Source organism: Gluconobacter sp. Dm-73 (assembly GCF_018256215.1).
GTDB classification, from domain to species: Bacteria; Pseudomonadota; Alphaproteobacteria; order Acetobacterales; family Acetobacteraceae; genus Gluconobacter; species Gluconobacter cadivus.
The window spans coordinates 116,819-133,466 of sequence record NZ_JAERLW010000006.1 but is presented as its reverse complement, the minus strand read 5'-3'; the positions used below and the strand labels follow the sequence as shown (position 1 = coordinate 133,466).

Below are 16,648 nucleotides of genomic sequence, written 5' to 3'. Positions count from 1 at the left end.
ACAAGGTTATGACAGCGCGCTGGAATATCTTGTGATGGTCCCGAAAGGGTGAGAAACAGGGATAACGTCATTTCCAGAGATGGGCAGTCAGGTTTTCCATGCAGTTTCGTGTTCTCTGTGCGTCCCTGATCGGCGCGGGTATGCTTGCTTTTTCTTCCAGCGCATTCGCCTGGGGGCCTTATGGCCACGCCATCGTAGCGGATATCGCTCAGGAGCGCCTGACACCTCAGGCCAGCAAAGCGGCAGCGGCCCTCCTGGAGCTTGAAAACCACCAGACCCTTGATCAGGTCGCTTCCTGGCCTGACACGATCGGCCATGTTCCCAAGAAGAAGGGGGGCGCGCCCGAGACGCTGAAATGGCATTATGTCGATATCGATGTGTCTCATCCGGCCTATGATCAGGCTCGCGACTGCCCGGATCATGCCTGTGTTGTGGAAAAACTTCCCGAAGAAATCAGGATTCTTACCGATACCCATGAATCGCCTCAGGACCGTCTGGTCGCGCTGAAATGGGTCGTTCATTTGATGGGCGATATCCACCAGCCCCTGCACGCTGCCGAGCGCAACAAGGATATGGGCGGGAATGCAATTCACCTGACTTATTTCGGGAATAACGCCAATGGTCACATGAACCTGCATTCCCTGTGGGATGAAGGGGTGATTGACCATGAAGCGGACCTGCATGTCGGCCCGTTCTACAGCATCGATCCCGCCCGCGCGAAGCAGGAAGCCGATCGTCTCGGTGCCCTGATTACGCCAGATGAAGCGCAATACTGGGTGCAGGATCTGGCTGCTGGTGACGTTCATGACGCCACCGTCAACTGGGCCGATGAAAGCCATTCTCTGGCCCGCAGTGTGGCTTACGGTGCGCTTCCGGCGAACAAGGGCGCCGATGTTGGCAAGGCTTACACCGAACTCACTTGGCCGATCATGCAACTGCGTCTTGAACAGGCAGGTGTGCGTCTGGCAGCCGTCCTTAACTCTGCTCTGAGCAACGGATAAAAGTCGGGCTGAGACTGGCCTGAAGGCGCGGAATAACGAAATCCAGGAACGCGCGGATACGTTGCGGTACCCGTTTTCCGCCCTGATAAAGCGCGTGGATGGCCTCCTCATCCCGCGTGGCATTGTCTGCCAGCACTTCGACCAGACGTCCTGCCGCCAGATCGTCGCGCACATGATATTCGGCCAGCCGGGCCAGCCCGGCACCACGGACTGCTGCGTGTCGAACGGTTTCACCATTATTGGCGAGTAGCGGTCCCCGGACGATCCGATCTACGATCCGCCCGCGTTCCTGCAACGGCCAGACCGGAGCCGCGCGGCGGAAATTGAAGCCCAGACACCGGTGATGCTCCAGATCGTCCGCGCTCTGGGGCCATCCGAACCGCTCCAGATAATCCGGTGCCCCGACAATCAGCCGCGGTACGGTCCCCAGATGTCTGGCCATCAGGCTGGAATCCTGAAGTTTTCCGACCCGGAACGCGATATCCGTCCGATCCAGATACAGATCCGCCATCTCGTCGGACAGGGATAGGTCCACAATGATATCCGGATATGTCGTCCAGAACTCCGGCAGCAGCGGCTCCAGCATCAGCGCTCCGAACGCCACGGAGGCATTGATTCGGATGGTCCCCCTCAATTGGACGGTTTTTCTGGACAGGAAGCCCTCCAGATCGTCCAGTTCCGCAATCAAGGCCTGCACCCGTTCGTAATAAGCCAGTCCTTCAGGCGTGATGGACAGTTTTCGGGTCGAGCGTTCCACAAGCTGAACGCCAAGACGACTTTCAATGCGCCCGATCAGTTTGCTGACTGTAGAGGGTGTCATCAGGGAGAGGCGCGCCGCTTCGGAAAAACTGCCGCTCTCCACGACGCGGAGAAAGATTTTCATCTCGCCGAAACGGTTGTCCATTTTCTGCCTCATCTGTGAAACTGCTTCACAGATTTTGTGGAGATCGTGGCGCTTATCAAGTGGGTATCAGGAGTTCATGATGGCCCAATAGCTCCGATCTGGGGCAATGATGGATATGCAATCATGACAAGAATTCTTCTTCTGAATGGCGGCAAGGTCTTCGCTCATTCTCACGGTCGTCTGAACGATACACTTCAGGCCTTTGCCGCCGACATCCTGTCCAAGAGCGGGCACGAAATCCGCCAAACGAAAATTGATGACGGATATGATGTGGAACAGGAAGTCGGGAACTTCCTGTGGGCCGATCTGATTATTTATCAGTGCCCCGGTTGGTGGATGGGTGTGCCCTGGATCGTCAAGAAATACATGGACGAAATCATGACGGCTGGTCATGGGAAGCTGTATGCCAATGATGGGCGTAGCCGCGCGCATCCCGAGCGGAAATATGGCTCAGGCGGTCTGGTACAAGGCAAGCATTACATGCTGTCAGCCACATGGAACGCGCCGGAAGACGCGTTTACGGACCCCGCTCAGTTCTTCGAGGGACGGGGCGTGGATGGGGTTTATTTCCCGTTTCACAAGGCCCACGAATTTCTGGGAATGTCGGCGCTTCCGACGTTTCTGGCGACAGACGTGATGAAGGCGCCAAATGTGGACGCGACGCTCGCGGCCTATCACCAGCATCTGAAAGACGTGATCGGGACGGCGTTTTGAGAGGAGAGGCGGCCTAAGCCGCCCCCTGCCTTACAGGCTCAGCTCAAGCACCCGTCGGCTGACATCCAGAGTAATTTCAGACTGTTCTCCCAGTGCAGTCATGCCGTGGGTATCGAGCTGTGCGACCAGTGGATCAATGCTCTCTTCGCCGATCTCGTAAGCGGAGAGGCGGGTCGGAATGTCGAGACTTTCGAAGAATTTCTCCGTCTGTACGATGGCGGCTTCGATCCGCTCGTCTTCCGTGCCTTCATGCAGGTTCCAGACACGAGCTGCATATTGCAGGAGCTTGCCGCGCTTGGCGTCTTTGCGGACACGCAGCATGGACGGCAGGACGATGGCCAGCGTCCGGGCATGGTCGATATCGTAACGTGCCGTCAGTTCATGGCCGATGCTGTGCGTGGACCAGTCCTGCGGCATGCCGACGCCGATGATGCCATTGAGCGCCAGCGTTGCGATCCACATGAAATTGGCGCGAAGCGTGTAGTTTTCGGGTTCTGCAACGACTTTTGGGCTGATCTCAATCAGGCTGAGCAGCAGCCCCTCGGCAAAGCGATCCTGAGCCAGACCGTCCGCCGGATAGGTCAGATACTGTTCCATGATGTGGACGAAGGAATCTACGACGCCATTCGCAATCTGCCGGACGGGCAGGGAATAAGTGCGGGTCGGGTCCAGAACCGAAAAGCGCGGGAAGACGTGTGGGCTGCCGAAAGCCAGTTTCTCGCGGGTGGCATGACGGGTGATGACGCTGAAGCTGTTCATCTCCGAACCGGTCGCAGGCAGCGTCAGGACCGTTCCCAGCGGCATCGCAGCTTTGACGTTCGCGCCATGCGTCGTCAGGATGCTCCACGGATCACCTTCGAAATCCACGGCTGCGGCCACGAACTTGGTGCCGTCAATGACGGAGCCGCCGCCTACGGCCAGCAGGAAATCCAGTTTCTCGTTCCGGATCAGCTCGACCGCCTTCATCAGCGTCTCGAAGGTCGGGTTGGCTTCGATGCCACCGAATTCCCGGGTGAAGCGGCCATCCAGCGCCTCGCGTACGGCCGGAAGTGTGCCGTTGCGCTCCGCACTTGCACCGCCAAACAGGATCAGGACGCGGGCCTCGGCCGGGATCTGCTCCGCCAGTTTCGGGATCGTATTCTCGCCGAAAATGATGCGTGTGGGATTGTAGAATTCAAAATTCTGCATGGGTTCTGCCTTCAGAGCGGGTGTTTCTGATTGCGCCGTCATCACTGCCGCCGTTACGGCCTGAAAAGAGTGACGGCAAGGCTGTGCCTGAGATGATCCTAACGCTTTTTCCCCCTTTCACCCAGACTGGAAAATATCCCGCTGTCTGGAGTGGCTGTCTTCGGGATCATCTTGACGTCGGGATCGTAACGGTTTGTGAATGGGATAACTGCTATGCAATCCAGACAGGAAGAACAATGACTGCCTCTCTCCGCTCCGAAGTCACAACGCTTCTCGACAGCCTTGGCGTGTCGGCTGATCTCTACTCGGGAGGTACTCTGGCCGTTACATCACCTCTGACGGGCGAGCGGATTGCTGAAGTTGCGGAAATCAGCGCGGACGAGGCAAAAGCGACGATCGGCCGTGCGGCAGAGGCGTTCAAGGTCTGGCGCAGGGTTCCGGCACCGCGTCGTGGTGAGCTGGTCCGCCTGCTGGGCGAGGAATTGCGGGCGAACAAGGACGCGCTTGGTCGGCTCGTGACGTTGGAAGTGGGCAAGGTTCCGTCCGAAGGTCTGGGCGAAGTACAGGAAATGATCGATATCTGCGATTTTGCGGTCGGTCTGTCCCGCCAGCTTTACGGCCTGACGATCCCCTCCGAACGACCGGACCACCGCCTGACGGAACAATGGCATCCCGTTGGGCCGGTCGGCATTATTTCGGCGTTCAATTTCCCGGTCGCCGTCTGGTCGTGGAATGCGGCTTTGGCGCTGGTCTGCGGGGATAGCGTGATCTGGAAGCCTTCGGAAAAGACGCCGCTGACCGCGCTCGCCACGCAGGCTTTGTTCCTGAAGGCGGCAGCACGCTTTGGAAACGATGCCCCAGTCGCACTCAGCACATTGCTGGTTGGTGGACGCGATATTGGCGAACTGATGGTGGAAGACCACCGCGTGCCGGTCATTTCCGCAACCGGTTCGACCCGAATGGGTCGCGACGTGGGCGAGCGCGTGGCACGTCGTTTCGGGCGCTCCATTCTCGAACTCGGCGGCAACAATGCGTCCATCGTCACGCCATCGGCCGATCTGGATCTGACGCTGCGGGCCGTTGCGTTCGGCGCGATGGGAACTGCGGGTCAGCGTTGCACGACATTGCGGCGTCTATTCGTCCATTCCAGCGTCTACGACACGCTCGTGCCCAAGCTGGTGAATGTCTACAGGAGCATTTCGGTTGGTAATCCGATCGAAGGAACGGCGCTTGTCGGGCCCCTGATTGACGCGGCGTCCTTTGGCATGATGCAGGACAGTCTCAAGGCTGCGGCGGATGCGGGCGGTACGGTTCATGGCGGAATCCGCGTCGATGTGAACGGGGAGGCGTCATTTTATGCGCGTCCGGCACTGGTCGAAATGCCGTCTCAGGTGGGGCCGGTGCTGGAAGAGACATTCGCACCGATCCTGTATGTGATGAAATACGACACGCTGGATGAGGCGATTGCGCTTCAGAACGACGTGGTGCAGGGGCTGTCGTCTTCGATCTTTGCGACCGATATCCGGGAAGTGGAGCAGTTCCTGTCTGCGCGGGGATCGGATTGTGGCATTGCGAACGTGAATATGGGGCCGTCCGGTGCGGAAATCGGTGGAGCATTTGGCGGTGAAAAAGAAACAGGCGGCGGTCGTGAGTCCGGTTCGGATTCATGGAAGGCCTATATGCGTCGCCAGACCAACGCCATCAATTATGGGCGCACCCTGCCGCTGGCACAGGGTGTGACATTTGACGTGGACGGCGGTTCGTCAGAAGCCTGACCCTCAAGGCTTTCCGGCGGGGAGAGGTGGGGCCTACTTTTCCTCGCTGGCATGAGTGATGCTGAGCCGGTCATGGGTCGGCGACCAGGGGAGGGCCTTTTCCTCCACATGGCCGGGCGGCGGAACGTAGTCCTCCAGCCAGAGTTTACCGGCCATGGGATTGATCAGGACGTTGAAGTGCTTGAGCACGTCCATCCCAAGAATATTGAACTCCGCATCGGGGACGACATCCAGCGTGATGTCATGCAGCGTGTGTGAGCCGAGTTGCAGCGTGCTGAAATGATGCCTGTGCCCCAGCAGGACGTCGCCAGCGCCGACCCGGATTTCGTCATCCTGTTTGAGGATGTGGCGTGAAATTCCCATCTTCCGCGCTACCCATTGCTGAATAATGGAGTGGTTGGCGCTCGTATTGATCTGCATGTCCACCTTGTGGCCATCCAGAAGAGCCGTCATCTGATTGAGTTGCGGAGACTCATCATCAATGGATATCAGGGGAATGGCTGGCCCCGGGTTTTTCAGAAGTGTTCCGATATCCGGGCAATCCGCAGCAGTATCGTAAGTGAAAATGCCGATTTTCTGCGAATACCTGTCGATGAGCAGATGGTATTGTCCCAGAATATCCCATCCGAGATCCATCATCAGAAGCAGGCCATCCGGCGTTTTTGGAGGGCGCTCATTGACCAGTAATGCTGTCATGTCTTTGAGCACGGATTGACCGATCTGGAGGCTTTTAATTGTAGTGGAATAGTTTCCGCCCGTTCCTGTGACCGACATGGTTCTGACAGGGTCAAGACGGTAAAAATCAAACCCTTTCGCATCCCATACGCTGGTCCGTGTTGTGAACGTCGAGAAAAAAGAGCCGACATCATGACCATTGATTTGGACATGAATAACTGGAGCGCCAGCCGGGTTCAGAAAGGGGAGGACCTCGCTCATGGTGACACAGTCATGGATGTTTCGCGCGTGTACGGGATAACAAAGCACGCAAGTAGCTGCCATGAATGCGGGAAGAGTGCGCCACAAGGTCAGTTTGCCCATCACTGATCCTTGCTGAGCGGTCAGGGAGTCCTGAAAGGATATTGTCGTGTTTCGTCATAAAACCCAAATGGTTTTATGCGATCAATCCTCTCAGGACTACCGAGTAAAAGCTCTGACGAAGGCGTTTTGTTGTTTGACTTCGACGGGGAGCCTTGTGTCGGTGAGGGCTTTTCCCTGCCATCCGGCGCCGAGGGCGATGTAGAGGGCGACGGCGTTGCGGACGCGGGCGAGGCGTCCGACGACGGCCTGATCTTCGGCGGACAGGGCGGTCTGTTCGGTCGTCAGCACGTTCAGATAGCCGGTCAGACCGGCTCCGAACAGCTTCTGGGCGCGGTCGCGGGCGAGGCCAGCATCGACGGAGGCCTGGTTCAGCTGCTCGACCAGTTCGGCATTATGCCGCCAGTCGCCCATCGCGTCCTCGACATCCGCAAACGCCTTGAGCACCGTTTTGCGGTAGTTCAGACGGCTGCCCTCGGCCTCGGCCCGGGCCTGTGCGATGGCTGCGGTATAACGGCCACCATGGATGACCGGCAGCGTCGCCATCATCATGAAGCTCCACGCCATGCCGCCCGCCTGGAACGCCTGATAGGCGGCGGACGCGTTCGGGTTGAACGTCAGCGGGATCATGAATTTCGGATAGAGGTTCGAGACCGCAATGCCCACGCGTGCAGTGTCGGCGGCGTATTCGGCCTCGGCCACGCGGATATCGGGACGGTTGGCCAGCACGATCGACGGCAGGCTGTCGGGGAAGCGCGGCAGATCCGGGATCGGGCGGCGCTTTTCCAGCTCTTCCTCAAGCTGGCCCGGCATGTCGCCAACAAGGACGGCGATGGCATGCATCAGCCGCTCTTCCTGCTCGTGCAACGGCGCCAGACGGGCGCGTTCGAGATGTTCTTCCGTCTGGGCCTGCGCCACGGCCAGCGTGTTGCCGAGGCCATGGGTGTAGAGCTTTTCGGTCAGTTCGCGCGAGCGCACGGCCACGTCGATGGCGCGTTCAGTGACGGTCAGACGTTCCTGCACGGAGCGCAATGTCACATAGTCCGTCGCCATCTCGGCCAGCAGGGCAAGGAGAACGCCGCGACGGTTCTCGATCGATTCCTCGACGATCCGCTTGCGCTCTTCCACCTGTCGGGCGATGTGCCCGAACAGATCGACTTCCCAGGTCGCCCGCGCGCCATAGGTCAAGACCGAGGCTTCGGGGCGGTTGGCCGGATTGCCCGGACGCAGCGGCCAGTTGTCGATATTGATTGAGTAGCGGTCATCGCCGCCGCCTGCGGCCACGTCGAGCTGCGGATACCAGGCCGACTGTGCCTGACGGCGGACGGCGCGCTCGGCGATGATGTGCTGCGAGGCGATCTGCAGGTCGTAATTGCCCTTGATCGCCTGATCCACCAGTTCGTTGAGCATGGGGTCGTGGAACTGCGACCACCAGTCCTTCATATCCGCCGCCGACTGCGCCAGCGCATCGGCCGTGGCAGGATGGGGCTGCTCGACAAAGGCGTCGGGTACCTTGATCCGGTCCGGCGTGAAGTTCGGCCCCACCGTACACGCCGTCAGCGACAGACAGGTACTCAGGGCAAGGGTCAGGAATTTGCGGGACATGTCAGAGGTGGTTCTGCAGCCAGGTGGTCAGACGGCCGCGCGCGCCCGGCGTTTCGCGCCCGATCGTCACCGTGGCCGTCATGCCGGCCGCCAGCGTGATGTTCGGCGGTACGCTGTCGAGTTCCAGACGCACCGGAATACGCTGCGCCAGACGCACCCAGGTGAAGATCGGATTGACGTCCGGCAGGCCCAGCTTGTCGGAGACGCCGTTCTGGTCGTTGATGCCGCGGCCGATGCTGACGACATGCGCCATGAGGATCTGTTTGTAGCCCATCAGCTTGATGCGGGCTTCGTCCCCCACATGCACGCCGTGCATCTTGGTTTCTTCGAAATAGCCGTTGATCCAGAAGCTGTGTGCGTCAATCACGGCCATACCGGGCTGCCCAGCATGCGCGTAGTCACCCACGCGCAGGTTCAGGTTTGTAATGTAGCCGTCCACCGGCGAATAGACCGTGGAGCGCTGGAGGTTCAGCAGGGCCGTATCCAGCTCGGCTTTGGCCGCGTTGACCTTGGCGCGCTGGGTTTCAACATTGGAGTTGAAGTCTTCCTGCTCTTCCGCCGAGACGATGCCGCCCAGTCCCATGCGGCGCTTGGCATCGGAGGTGCGGAGCTTCAGGTCTTCCTCGGCTCCGGCCAGACGGGCGCGGGCGGCGTCGATATCGAGGCGGAAGCGCACCGGATCGAGCACGAAAAGCGGATCGCCTTTATGGACAAACTCGTTGTCCACGACTGGCACGGCCACGACCGTGCCCGAAACTTCAGGAGCGGCGTCCACGACATAGACGCGCACGCGGCCGTCACGGGTCCAGGGGGCGAGGACATAGATGTCCCACATCGTCCGACCCAGGCCGATGGCGAGCGCCAGCACCACAAGGGTCAGCAGGACACGGATTACACTGCGGGTCCAGTTCATTGCTGACCCTCCCTAGACGTAAAGGATGAGCAGACAGAGAACACAGACATAGAGCGCTATTTCAAAGAGAGCGACGTGCCAGAACCATCCCAGAGCGCCCGTGCGCCACAGAAGACTTCTCAGCAGTAACGTTACAAAGACCGCCGCTACGGCATAAATGGAGAGCGGAGCAACGAAAACGCCAAACAGGTTAACTTCAGCCAGCATCAGAAGCCAGCTCCAGCGTTAACCACCAGACTGCCAAACGCCAGACTGTAAGACAACTCGCCCACAACGCTCCTCAATCAAACACAACGACTCCTTCATTATGTGAGGGAGAGCCGGTTAGTGATATGGATCAAAAACTGAACCTCCTGACGAAAATGTCAACAGGATCTGTTTTCAAATCGTATGTTGTCATATAATATGTTGACATGTCAACAGTTGAGGTGTCATTGAAAATGGCTGTCCAGTATGGTGCATCGCTTCTTCGGGAGAGCAGTTTTCATGACATGGAGCTGACCTTTCACGTCATGCGTCTGTCGAGCCTCTGGCGGGCCCAGCTTGATCGTCTTCTGCGCCCTGAGGGCATGACGCTCGCGACCATGCGGCCCATGGCCTATCTGATGGTGATGGGAAACGGCCTGAAACAGAGCGATCTGGCGTCAGTCATGGGGGTGGACAGTTCTGCACTTGTTCGGGTTCTGGACCAGTTGGGCCGGGAGGGGTTGATTTCGCGCGAGCCCGATCCCTATGACCGACGCTCCAATCTTGTGGCGCTGACGAAAGCCGGGATGGCACGCTGTCGGAGGTTCCAGCAGATTGCAGCGGAGCTTGAGGCCCGGCTGACCAAAGGGCTTCCCGAGGAGGAGGCAGAGATGCTCCGGGATCAGCTTGGAATGATGGAAAGCAGATTTTCCCTGTCCGGTGTGTCGTCTTGCTGAAACTGCGGCTCCTTATGAAAAATCTTTTTCGTCAGACGTTCTCTTTGGACCGCAGCAGCCTGCGCTGGCAGAATTTTCTCGCGACAGCCGCTTTCACGGCGCGTGTTTTCCTGTCCATCGGGATTGCGCTTTTCCTGGCGTTCATGATCCAGCTTGAATCGCCAATGAGTACGGTCACGACCGTTCTGATCGTTGCCAATCCGACCGTGGGCGCGCTGGTGTCCAAAAGTGTGTGGCGTATGACTGGAACGGTGATCGGAGCAGCACTAAGCACGGCTGTCATGGCGATGTTCGTTCAGTCCGCGGTTCTGTATTTCATGGCGCTTTCGGTCTTTGTCGGACTGGCCTGCATGACGGCAACGTGCCTGCGGTATTTCAGGGCTTATGCGGCGGTTCTGGCCGGATATACGATCGTTATCGTGGCCGTTCCGGCTTTCACCCATCCCGAGAACATTTTTCTGTCGGCGATGATGCGGGTGTCGGACGTGGCGCTCGGAATTGTGGTGACGGCGGCTGTCTTCATGGTGACGTCGCCCCGACGGCGTCAGGGGACGATGGGCGCATTGTCGGGGGCGTTCCGCGAAACCCTGCGCCATGCTCTGGTTTTTCATGAAGGACTGGTTCGTTCTGCCGTCATACAGGACGTTCAGAATGCGGAACTAGCCGTTGCCGATGGGGCATTCCGGACGCTGCCGCAGACCCTGTATGACGGTAGGCAGCGCCTTCTGGGGCAGCTTGCGCGTCTGGGACCGGCCATCGAATACGCGGCGACCGATAATCCGGATATTCATGCCGGGGTGCGGGGTTACAGGTTGGCAGTCAGTCGCATGACGGGGCTGGTTGCGTCCTATCATCCGTACTGGCGTAATCTGGGGATCGCGAACCCGCTCTCGGCAGATGTGCATCGTGAAATCCGCGATACGTTGACCCGGATCCTTGCTTTGACGGAGAGTGCGCGATGGATCGAGCAACCGCAGAGCGTGCTCGCATGTCTGGAAGACGCGCTGGAACGGCTGGCAAATCTGGAGCGTTCTGCGATATCGCCAGAAGCGCAGGCGTCGGTCGATAATACTCGTGATATTCTGTTTCAGCTTCGGGAAATCGTGCTGGATCTGTCCAGCCCGCGTGGCGCGCATGTCCGGGTGCGAGGCGGGCTGCATGTAGAATGGATGTCCGCGATCTATAATGGATTGCGCGGAATGCTCATCGCCTTTCTGGCCTGCATGATCTGGTACATCACGTATTTCCCGACCGGTCCGATGATGATCATGTATGTGGTGGCGGCATCGAGCCTGCTGTCGACCGTACCATCGGCTGCCCGGGCCAGTGTGCCGATGGCGATCGGGACGGCGCTTTCGGTTCCAGCCTGCTGGCTGTGTCATATCGTGGCGCTGCCTCGCGTGGATGGGTATCCGATGCTCTGGCTGTCGATCTGTGCGTGCATGTTGCCCGGCGTGTGGCTCCAGTTTCATCCACGCTACGGGATTGGCGCTTTTGGCTATACGGTCTTTCTGGCTATGCAGTTGATGGTGACGAACAGCATGGTTGTGGATGACATCACGCTCATCAATACGTGGCTGGCCATCCTGATGGGGTGTGTGCTGCTTGTTCTGGTGTTCCGGGTGATCATGCCAGCTGATCAGAGGTTATATGCGTCGCGGCTTGTGCTGTCTCTGGGGCGTAGTTTGCAGAGTCTTTCAAGCCAGCCGGGTGCGAAAGTCCCGTCCTGGATGGTGTGGGAAGGGGCGCAGATCCAGAAGGTCTCGAGTCTGCTGATGCGTCTGTCTCTGGTCACGTCCCCGATTGACCGGCAGGGTTATGTCGATGGTGCTTTTGCTGCTTTGTCCCTTGGCCGTCTGCTGATCCGCCTCAGGCGCGCAGCGGAGAAGGCTGGATTGACTGCTGCCCAGACGGAAGCCCTCAACACGGCTCTTGCGTCTTTCAGAATGCTGCGTCGAAACCCGGCTGATACGGCGGCGTCCTTGAGAGCAGTTGCGCGGCTGATTGGCTCCGGCACCGACGTGGCTACAGGGTGTGTGTTCCACGTCCGTCTTGTGGCCTGTCTGGAGCAGAGCGCACATATCATCGACAGCATTCCGGGATTTTTCCACGCGGATGGTCCGTTGAATTGCTGGTTCGATGAACGCGGGACTGTGAAGCTGGTAACGGCTAACCCGGCAGGTTGACGATCAGGAGCCCGCCCGGTCGCGGATGACATCCAGAGACAGGCGGGCCGATTCCAGAATATGCTGCTTTGTCAGTCGTCCAAGTTCGTCGCTGTCGCGTTTGCGGCAGGCCTGAAGGATCTGGAAATGTTCGGCGTCCGTTGCGGTTTTTCGTCCCGGCAGTTCCAGATGGGCGCGGATATAGCGGTCGAGGCGCGAGTGAAGGTCGTGGATCATGCCGTATAGTCGCGGGCGACGGGCAGCGGCATAAATGGCGCCATGAAACTCCCAGTTCAACCGACCGGACTGGGCCATGCCGTGGCTGCCGCCTGTTCCGTTGACGAATGCCTCATAGGCGTCCTCGATATGGGCCAGATCCACGCGGGTAAGGGTCGTCATGGCCAGTCCCGCCGCCATGCTTTCCAGCGAAGCGCGGATGTCCGAATATTCCAGAATGTCCGCTTCGCTCATCCCCGTCACTACGGCGCCGCGATGAGGCAGAAAGGCGATCAGCCCCTCTGCTTCAAGCTGTTTGAGCGCCTCGCGGACCGGAATGGTGGAGACTCCGAAATTGCGGGCCAGTTCGGACTGACGCAGGGGTTGGGCGTCGGTCAGTATGCCGTCCGTGATGGCACGGCGCAGGGCGTCCGCGATTTCGAGCGAGGCCGAGCCGCTTTTCGTATCAACAGGTGTGAAAATCGGTGCGGCGTCGCTCATGAGGTCGGTTATCCGTCAGTGGGGCGGTCCTCATAGCATGATCGCAACAAACGATCATGCCTGTGGGAGATTATCCGATGGTCATCAGGCTGGCATTGCCGCCTGCGGCCGTCGTGTTCGTGCTGACGACCTTTTCCTGAAGCACCCATTCGGGCCGGATCGGGCTTTTCGCATCGAGCATGTAAAGCTGCACGACCATGCCCGAGCGTGACAGGGCTGTACTGGCCTGTGCCGCCATTTGCTTCTCTTCGGGAGATGCGAGGATCGTCCGGCATCCCGCAACACGGCCGCCCTGAGTGCGACGGATATGCAAAGCGAGGGCATGCGGCACGTCGGAGACCCAGTCCGAGGCCACGTTCGGTCCCTGCACGAAGGCCGTATTTCCGCCACTCAGGGCAAGCCCCACGGCGCGCAGCATGGTCTCCCGGTCACTGGCGACGCACAGGACAGCACCGCGCGGCAGAAGCTGGTAAAGGTTGGTCTCTCCGACGGGGCCGGGAAGTTCGCGTGTGGCGCCGCACAGGCCGTGCTGCATGCTTTCCACGATTTTCTGATAAAGCGGAAAACTGCTCTGCATCAGCCAGGACAGGAACTGCCGGGCAGGCTCAGGCAGCTCTTGTTTTTCCCAACCGGTATGGGGCGGGGTGGTGCGCATCAGGCGGCGCAGGATTAGCGGACCACCGGCTTTCGGTCCTGTTCCTGACAGTTTTTCGCCGCCAAAAGGCTGGCTGCCGACAACCGCGCCAACCATGTTGCGATTCACGTACAGGTTTCCGGCCTCAATGCGGGACGTGACATGCGCCATACGGCTTTCGATCCGGGTGTGGAGGCCGAATGTCAGACCATAGCCGGACTGGTTGATGGCGTTGAGAAGGGCTTCGAAGCCGCTGGCTTCAAACCGCAGGACGTGCAGCACCGGCCCGAAAACTTCACCTTTCAGGTCTGCCAGACTGTCGATCTCGATGATCGTCGGGGCGATGAAGGTGCCATTTTCTGCGTCTTCCGGCAGCGGAAGGGACCAGACGGCGCGGCCATGCGTACGGGCTTCGTCAATATAGGTCTGAATGCCCGAGCGGGCCTCTGCGGAGATGACGGGGCCGATATCGGTATGCAGTTCTGCGGGGTTGCCGACCCTCAGTTCTTCGACCGCACCGCGCAGCATTGTCATGACGCGATCGGCACAGTCCTCCTGCACGCACAGGACGCGCAGGGCGGAGCAGCGCTGGCCTGCGCTGTCGAATGCCGAGACCAGCACATCCGCCACGACCTGTTCAGTCAGGGCAGAACTGTCCACGATCATGGCGTTCTGTCCGCCCGTTTCAGCGATGAACGGAACGGGCTGCCCGTCCACTCCGGTACGGTCGGCCAGGGTTTTGGCGATCAGACCTGCAACGACGGTGGAGCCGGTGAACATCACGCCGGAAATCCGGGTGTCCGCCACGAGGGCCGCACCGGTTTCGCCCGCGCCGGGAACGAGGCGGAGTGCGTTTTCCGGAACTCCGGCTTCCTGCAGAAGGGCGGCGGCCCGCAGGGCGATGAAGGGAGTTTCCTCGGCCGGTTTGGCGACGACTGTGTTGCCAGCTGCGAGGGCTGCGGCGACCTGTCCAAGGAAGATGGCAAGCGGGAAGTTCCAAGGGCTGATACAGGCGACGACACCGAGCCGCGCACTGCTGCCTGTCCGGGCGATGTCCTGAGCCTGTGCGGCATAATAACGCAGGAAATCCACGGCCTCGCGGACTTCGGAAAGCGCATTGGCGTAGGATTTGCCAGCTTCACGGACCAGAAGGGCGATCAGGTCTTTCTGGTGCTGCTCCAGAAGATCAGCCGCACGGTCTAGCTTTGCGCTACGTTCGTCAGCGGGAAGAGCAGCCCATGCCGGCATCTCGCTTTCTGCAAAGTCGATGGCCTTGCGAACATCGGCCTCGTTTCCGAAACGGACAGTGCCGATCCGGTCGGAATGGCTGGCGGGGTTTCGGATATCCTGCGCTTCGCCCGAACAGGATGTGTCCTGCAAAGCCTGCTCGGCAGACACGCGGACGGCTCCGGACAGAGCAGCGATGGTGTGTTCGTCGGTCAGGTCCAGCCCGCGCGAATTGGTCCGCTCGGGTTCGAACAGGTCTTTCGGGAGAGCAATAGCCGGATGAGAGGCACCCGGCGGCTCCACGGCCTTGGCCAGTGCGACCGGGTCTTCAATCAGGCTTTCGATCGGCAGGCTCTCATCGCCGATCTGGTTGACGAAGGACGAGTTTGCACCGTTTTCCAACAGACGGCGCACCAGATAGGCCAGAAGCGTCTCATGCGAGCCGACCGGGGCATAGACGCGGCACGGGCGGTTGAGCTTTTGTGGCCCGACGACTTCGTTATAGAGCGTCTCACCCATGCCGTGCAGGCACTGGAACTCGTAGTCGCCAATCTGGAAGTTCAGTCCTGCCAGCGTGTAGATCGTGGCCAACGTGCGGGCGTTGTGCGTGGCAAACTGCGGAAAAACCACGTCGCGGGCGGCGAGAAGTTTTTTGGCGCAGGCGATATAGCTGACATCGGTGTAGCATTTGCGCGTGTAGACGGGGAAATCCGTCTGGCCTTCGACCTGCGCCTTCTTGATTTCGCTGTCCCAGTAAGCACCTTTCACTAGCCGGATCATGAGACGGTGTCCGCTGCGGCGTCCCAGGTCGATCAGATAGTCCAGAACCTTCGGGGCGCGGCGCCCATAAGCCTGCACCACGATCCCGATGCCGTTCCAGCCGTCCAGTTCGGGGCAGTGACACAGGTTTTCGATCAGGTCGAGCGAGAGGTCTAGCCGTTCGCTTTCTTCGGCGTCTATATTGATTCCGATGTCATAGCGGCGGGCCTGAACGACGAGATCCTTCAGGGTCTGGCCCAGTTCTTCAAGAACGCGCTCGCGCTGAGCGAACGCGTAGCGTGGGTGAAGAGCCGAGAGCTTGATGGAAATACCGGCTTTTTCATAGACATTCGCGCCACGGGCAGTCTGACCGATGACGTCGATGGCGCGTTCGTAGTCGTGGCGGTAGCGCAGGGCGTCGGCTTCCGTCATCGCGGCTTCACCGAGCATGTCGTAAGAATATTTGAAGCCGCGCTCCTCGGGTTCTGCGCTGACCTTGCGTGCGTCCTCGATGGTTTCGCCGATGACGAACTGTTCGCCCATCATCCGCATGGCGATGTCGAGCGCACGGCGGACCAGTGGCTGGCCGCCCCGTCCGACGAGACGGAACAGCGTGGCGGCCAGTCCTTCATCGGTGTCGTTGGTTAGCTTGCCGGTCAGCATCAGCCCCCACGAGGCCGCATTTACGAAAATGGTCTTTTTGCCCCCCATGTGAGACAGCCAGTCCCCTGTTCCGATCCGGTCGCGGATCAGGGCGTCGCGTGTGGCAGCGTCGGGAATACGCAGGAGTGCTTCCGCCAGACACATCAGGGACACACCCTCGGCGGAGGAGAGCGAAAACTCCTGCACGAGAGCCTCGACACCGCCCGGACGACGCTGCGTTCGCAGGGTGCGGGTCAGGTGTTGGGCGACGTCGAACGTGTTCTGCTGTTCCGTCTCGGTCAGTGTGGCCTGTTCGATCAGAGGAAGGATGCAGTCCGCTTCTGGCCTGCGCATGTCTGCTGCAATGGCCTGACGGAGGGGGGAGCGGACAGGATAGGACGGCGCAATAGAGGACATGGACACAGCCTTGGGCAGAACACTCGGTC

Annotated in this window: 13 protein-coding genes; 5 read left to right on the top strand and 8 right to left on the bottom strand. The window is 59.6% G+C overall.

All coding sequences use genetic code 11. The annotated features are described in order from the left end of the window. Window positions 1-98 precede the first annotated feature (98 nt). A complete protein-coding gene (locus JK176_RS07910) occupies window positions 99-1,001 on the top strand; it encodes a S1/P1 nuclease (RefSeq protein ID WP_211587366.1) in 903 nt (300 codons plus the stop codon). Here JK176_RS07910 and JK176_RS07905 read toward each other — a convergent pair. Then, window positions 976-1,905: a LysR family transcriptional regulator gene (locus tag JK176_RS07905; RefSeq protein ID WP_211587365.1), complete on the bottom strand. Its 930-nt coding sequence runs from the start codon at window positions 1,903-1,905 to the stop codon at window positions 976-978. The two genes, JK176_RS07910 and JK176_RS07905, sit on opposite strands and share 26 nt — an antisense overlap. 123 nt (window positions 1,906-2,028) lie before the next feature. On the opposite strand from JK176_RS07905, the gene JK176_RS07900 reads away from it, so the two are divergent. Continuing rightward, entirely contained in the window at window positions 2,029-2,619 is a 591-nt protein-coding gene (locus JK176_RS07900; RefSeq protein ID WP_211587364.1) for an NAD(P)H-dependent oxidoreductase, read from the top strand. 30 nt (window positions 2,620-2,649) lie between these two features. Here the strand turns inward: JK176_RS07900 and JK176_RS07895 are convergent, their stop codons facing one another. Continuing rightward, window positions 2,650-3,807 carry an iron-containing alcohol dehydrogenase gene (locus JK176_RS07895; protein WP_211587363.1) on the bottom strand — a complete coding sequence of 386 codons (1,158 nt, stop codon included), beginning with the start codon at window positions 3,805-3,807 and terminating at the stop codon, window positions 2,650-2,652. 236 nt (window positions 3,808-4,043) lie between these two features. Here JK176_RS07895 and JK176_RS07890 point away from each other — a divergent pair, with 236 nt between their 5' ends. Beyond that, window positions 4,044-5,582 (top strand): aldehyde dehydrogenase family protein, encoded by a 1,539-nt coding sequence (locus JK176_RS07890; RefSeq protein ID WP_211587362.1) that lies wholly within the window; start codon window positions 4,044-4,046, stop codon window positions 5,580-5,582. Window positions 5,583-5,615: 33 nt separating this feature from the next. On the opposite strand, the gene JK176_RS07885 is transcribed toward JK176_RS07890, so the two are convergent. The 4 genes from JK176_RS07885 to JK176_RS07870 all read right to left on the bottom strand — a co-directional run bounded on the left by JK176_RS07885 (window position 5,616) and on the right by JK176_RS07870 (window position 9,342). After that, complete coding sequence (locus JK176_RS07885; protein WP_211587361.1) at window positions 5,616-6,518, bottom strand: retroviral-like aspartic protease family protein; 903 nt, start codon at window positions 6,516-6,518, stop codon at window positions 5,616-5,618. A gap of 198 nt (window positions 6,519-6,716) precedes the next feature. Beyond that, complete coding sequence (locus JK176_RS07880) at window positions 6,717-8,222, bottom strand: efflux transporter outer membrane subunit (protein WP_194263515.1); 1,506 nt, start codon at window positions 8,220-8,222, stop codon at window positions 6,717-6,719. A gap of 1 nt (window position 8,223) precedes the next feature. Beyond that, entirely contained in the window at window positions 8,224-9,135 is a 912-nt protein-coding gene (locus JK176_RS07875) for an HlyD family secretion protein (protein ID WP_194263514.1), read from the bottom strand. 12 nt (window positions 9,136-9,147) lie between these two features. Beyond that, window positions 9,148-9,342 carry a DUF1656 domain-containing protein gene (locus tag JK176_RS07870; RefSeq protein ID WP_062026972.1) on the bottom strand — a complete coding sequence of 65 codons (195 nt, stop codon included), beginning with the start codon at window positions 9,340-9,342 and terminating at the stop codon, window positions 9,148-9,150. A 233-nt stretch (window positions 9,343-9,575) separates the two neighbouring features. Between JK176_RS07870 and JK176_RS07865 the strand changes: the two genes are divergently transcribed. Both JK176_RS07865 and JK176_RS07860 read left to right on the top strand, forming a co-directional pair. Continuing rightward, complete coding sequence (locus JK176_RS07865) at window positions 9,576-10,058, top strand: MarR family winged helix-turn-helix transcriptional regulator (RefSeq protein ID WP_211587360.1); 483 nt, start codon at window positions 9,576-9,578, stop codon at window positions 10,056-10,058. Window positions 10,059-10,072: 14 nt separating this feature from the next. Continuing rightward, window positions 10,073-12,244, top strand: coding sequence for an FUSC family protein (locus JK176_RS07860; RefSeq protein WP_211587359.1), 2,172 nt, complete (start codon window positions 10,073-10,075; stop codon window positions 12,242-12,244). Between the two features lie 3 nt (window positions 12,245-12,247). On the opposite strand, the gene JK176_RS07855 is transcribed toward JK176_RS07860, so the two are convergent. Together JK176_RS07855 and putA are read right to left on the bottom strand one after the other, a co-directional pair. Next, window positions 12,248-12,940 (bottom strand): GntR family transcriptional regulator, encoded by a 693-nt coding sequence (locus tag JK176_RS07855; protein ID WP_211587358.1) that lies wholly within the window; start codon window positions 12,938-12,940, stop codon window positions 12,248-12,250. Window positions 12,941-13,010: 70 nt separating this feature from the next. Further along, window positions 13,011-16,619, bottom strand: coding sequence for a bifunctional proline dehydrogenase/L-glutamate gamma-semialdehyde dehydrogenase PutA (putA, locus tag JK176_RS07850; RefSeq protein WP_211587357.1), 3,609 nt, complete (start codon window positions 16,617-16,619; stop codon window positions 13,011-13,013). Window positions 16,620-16,648: the final 29 nt, after the last annotated feature.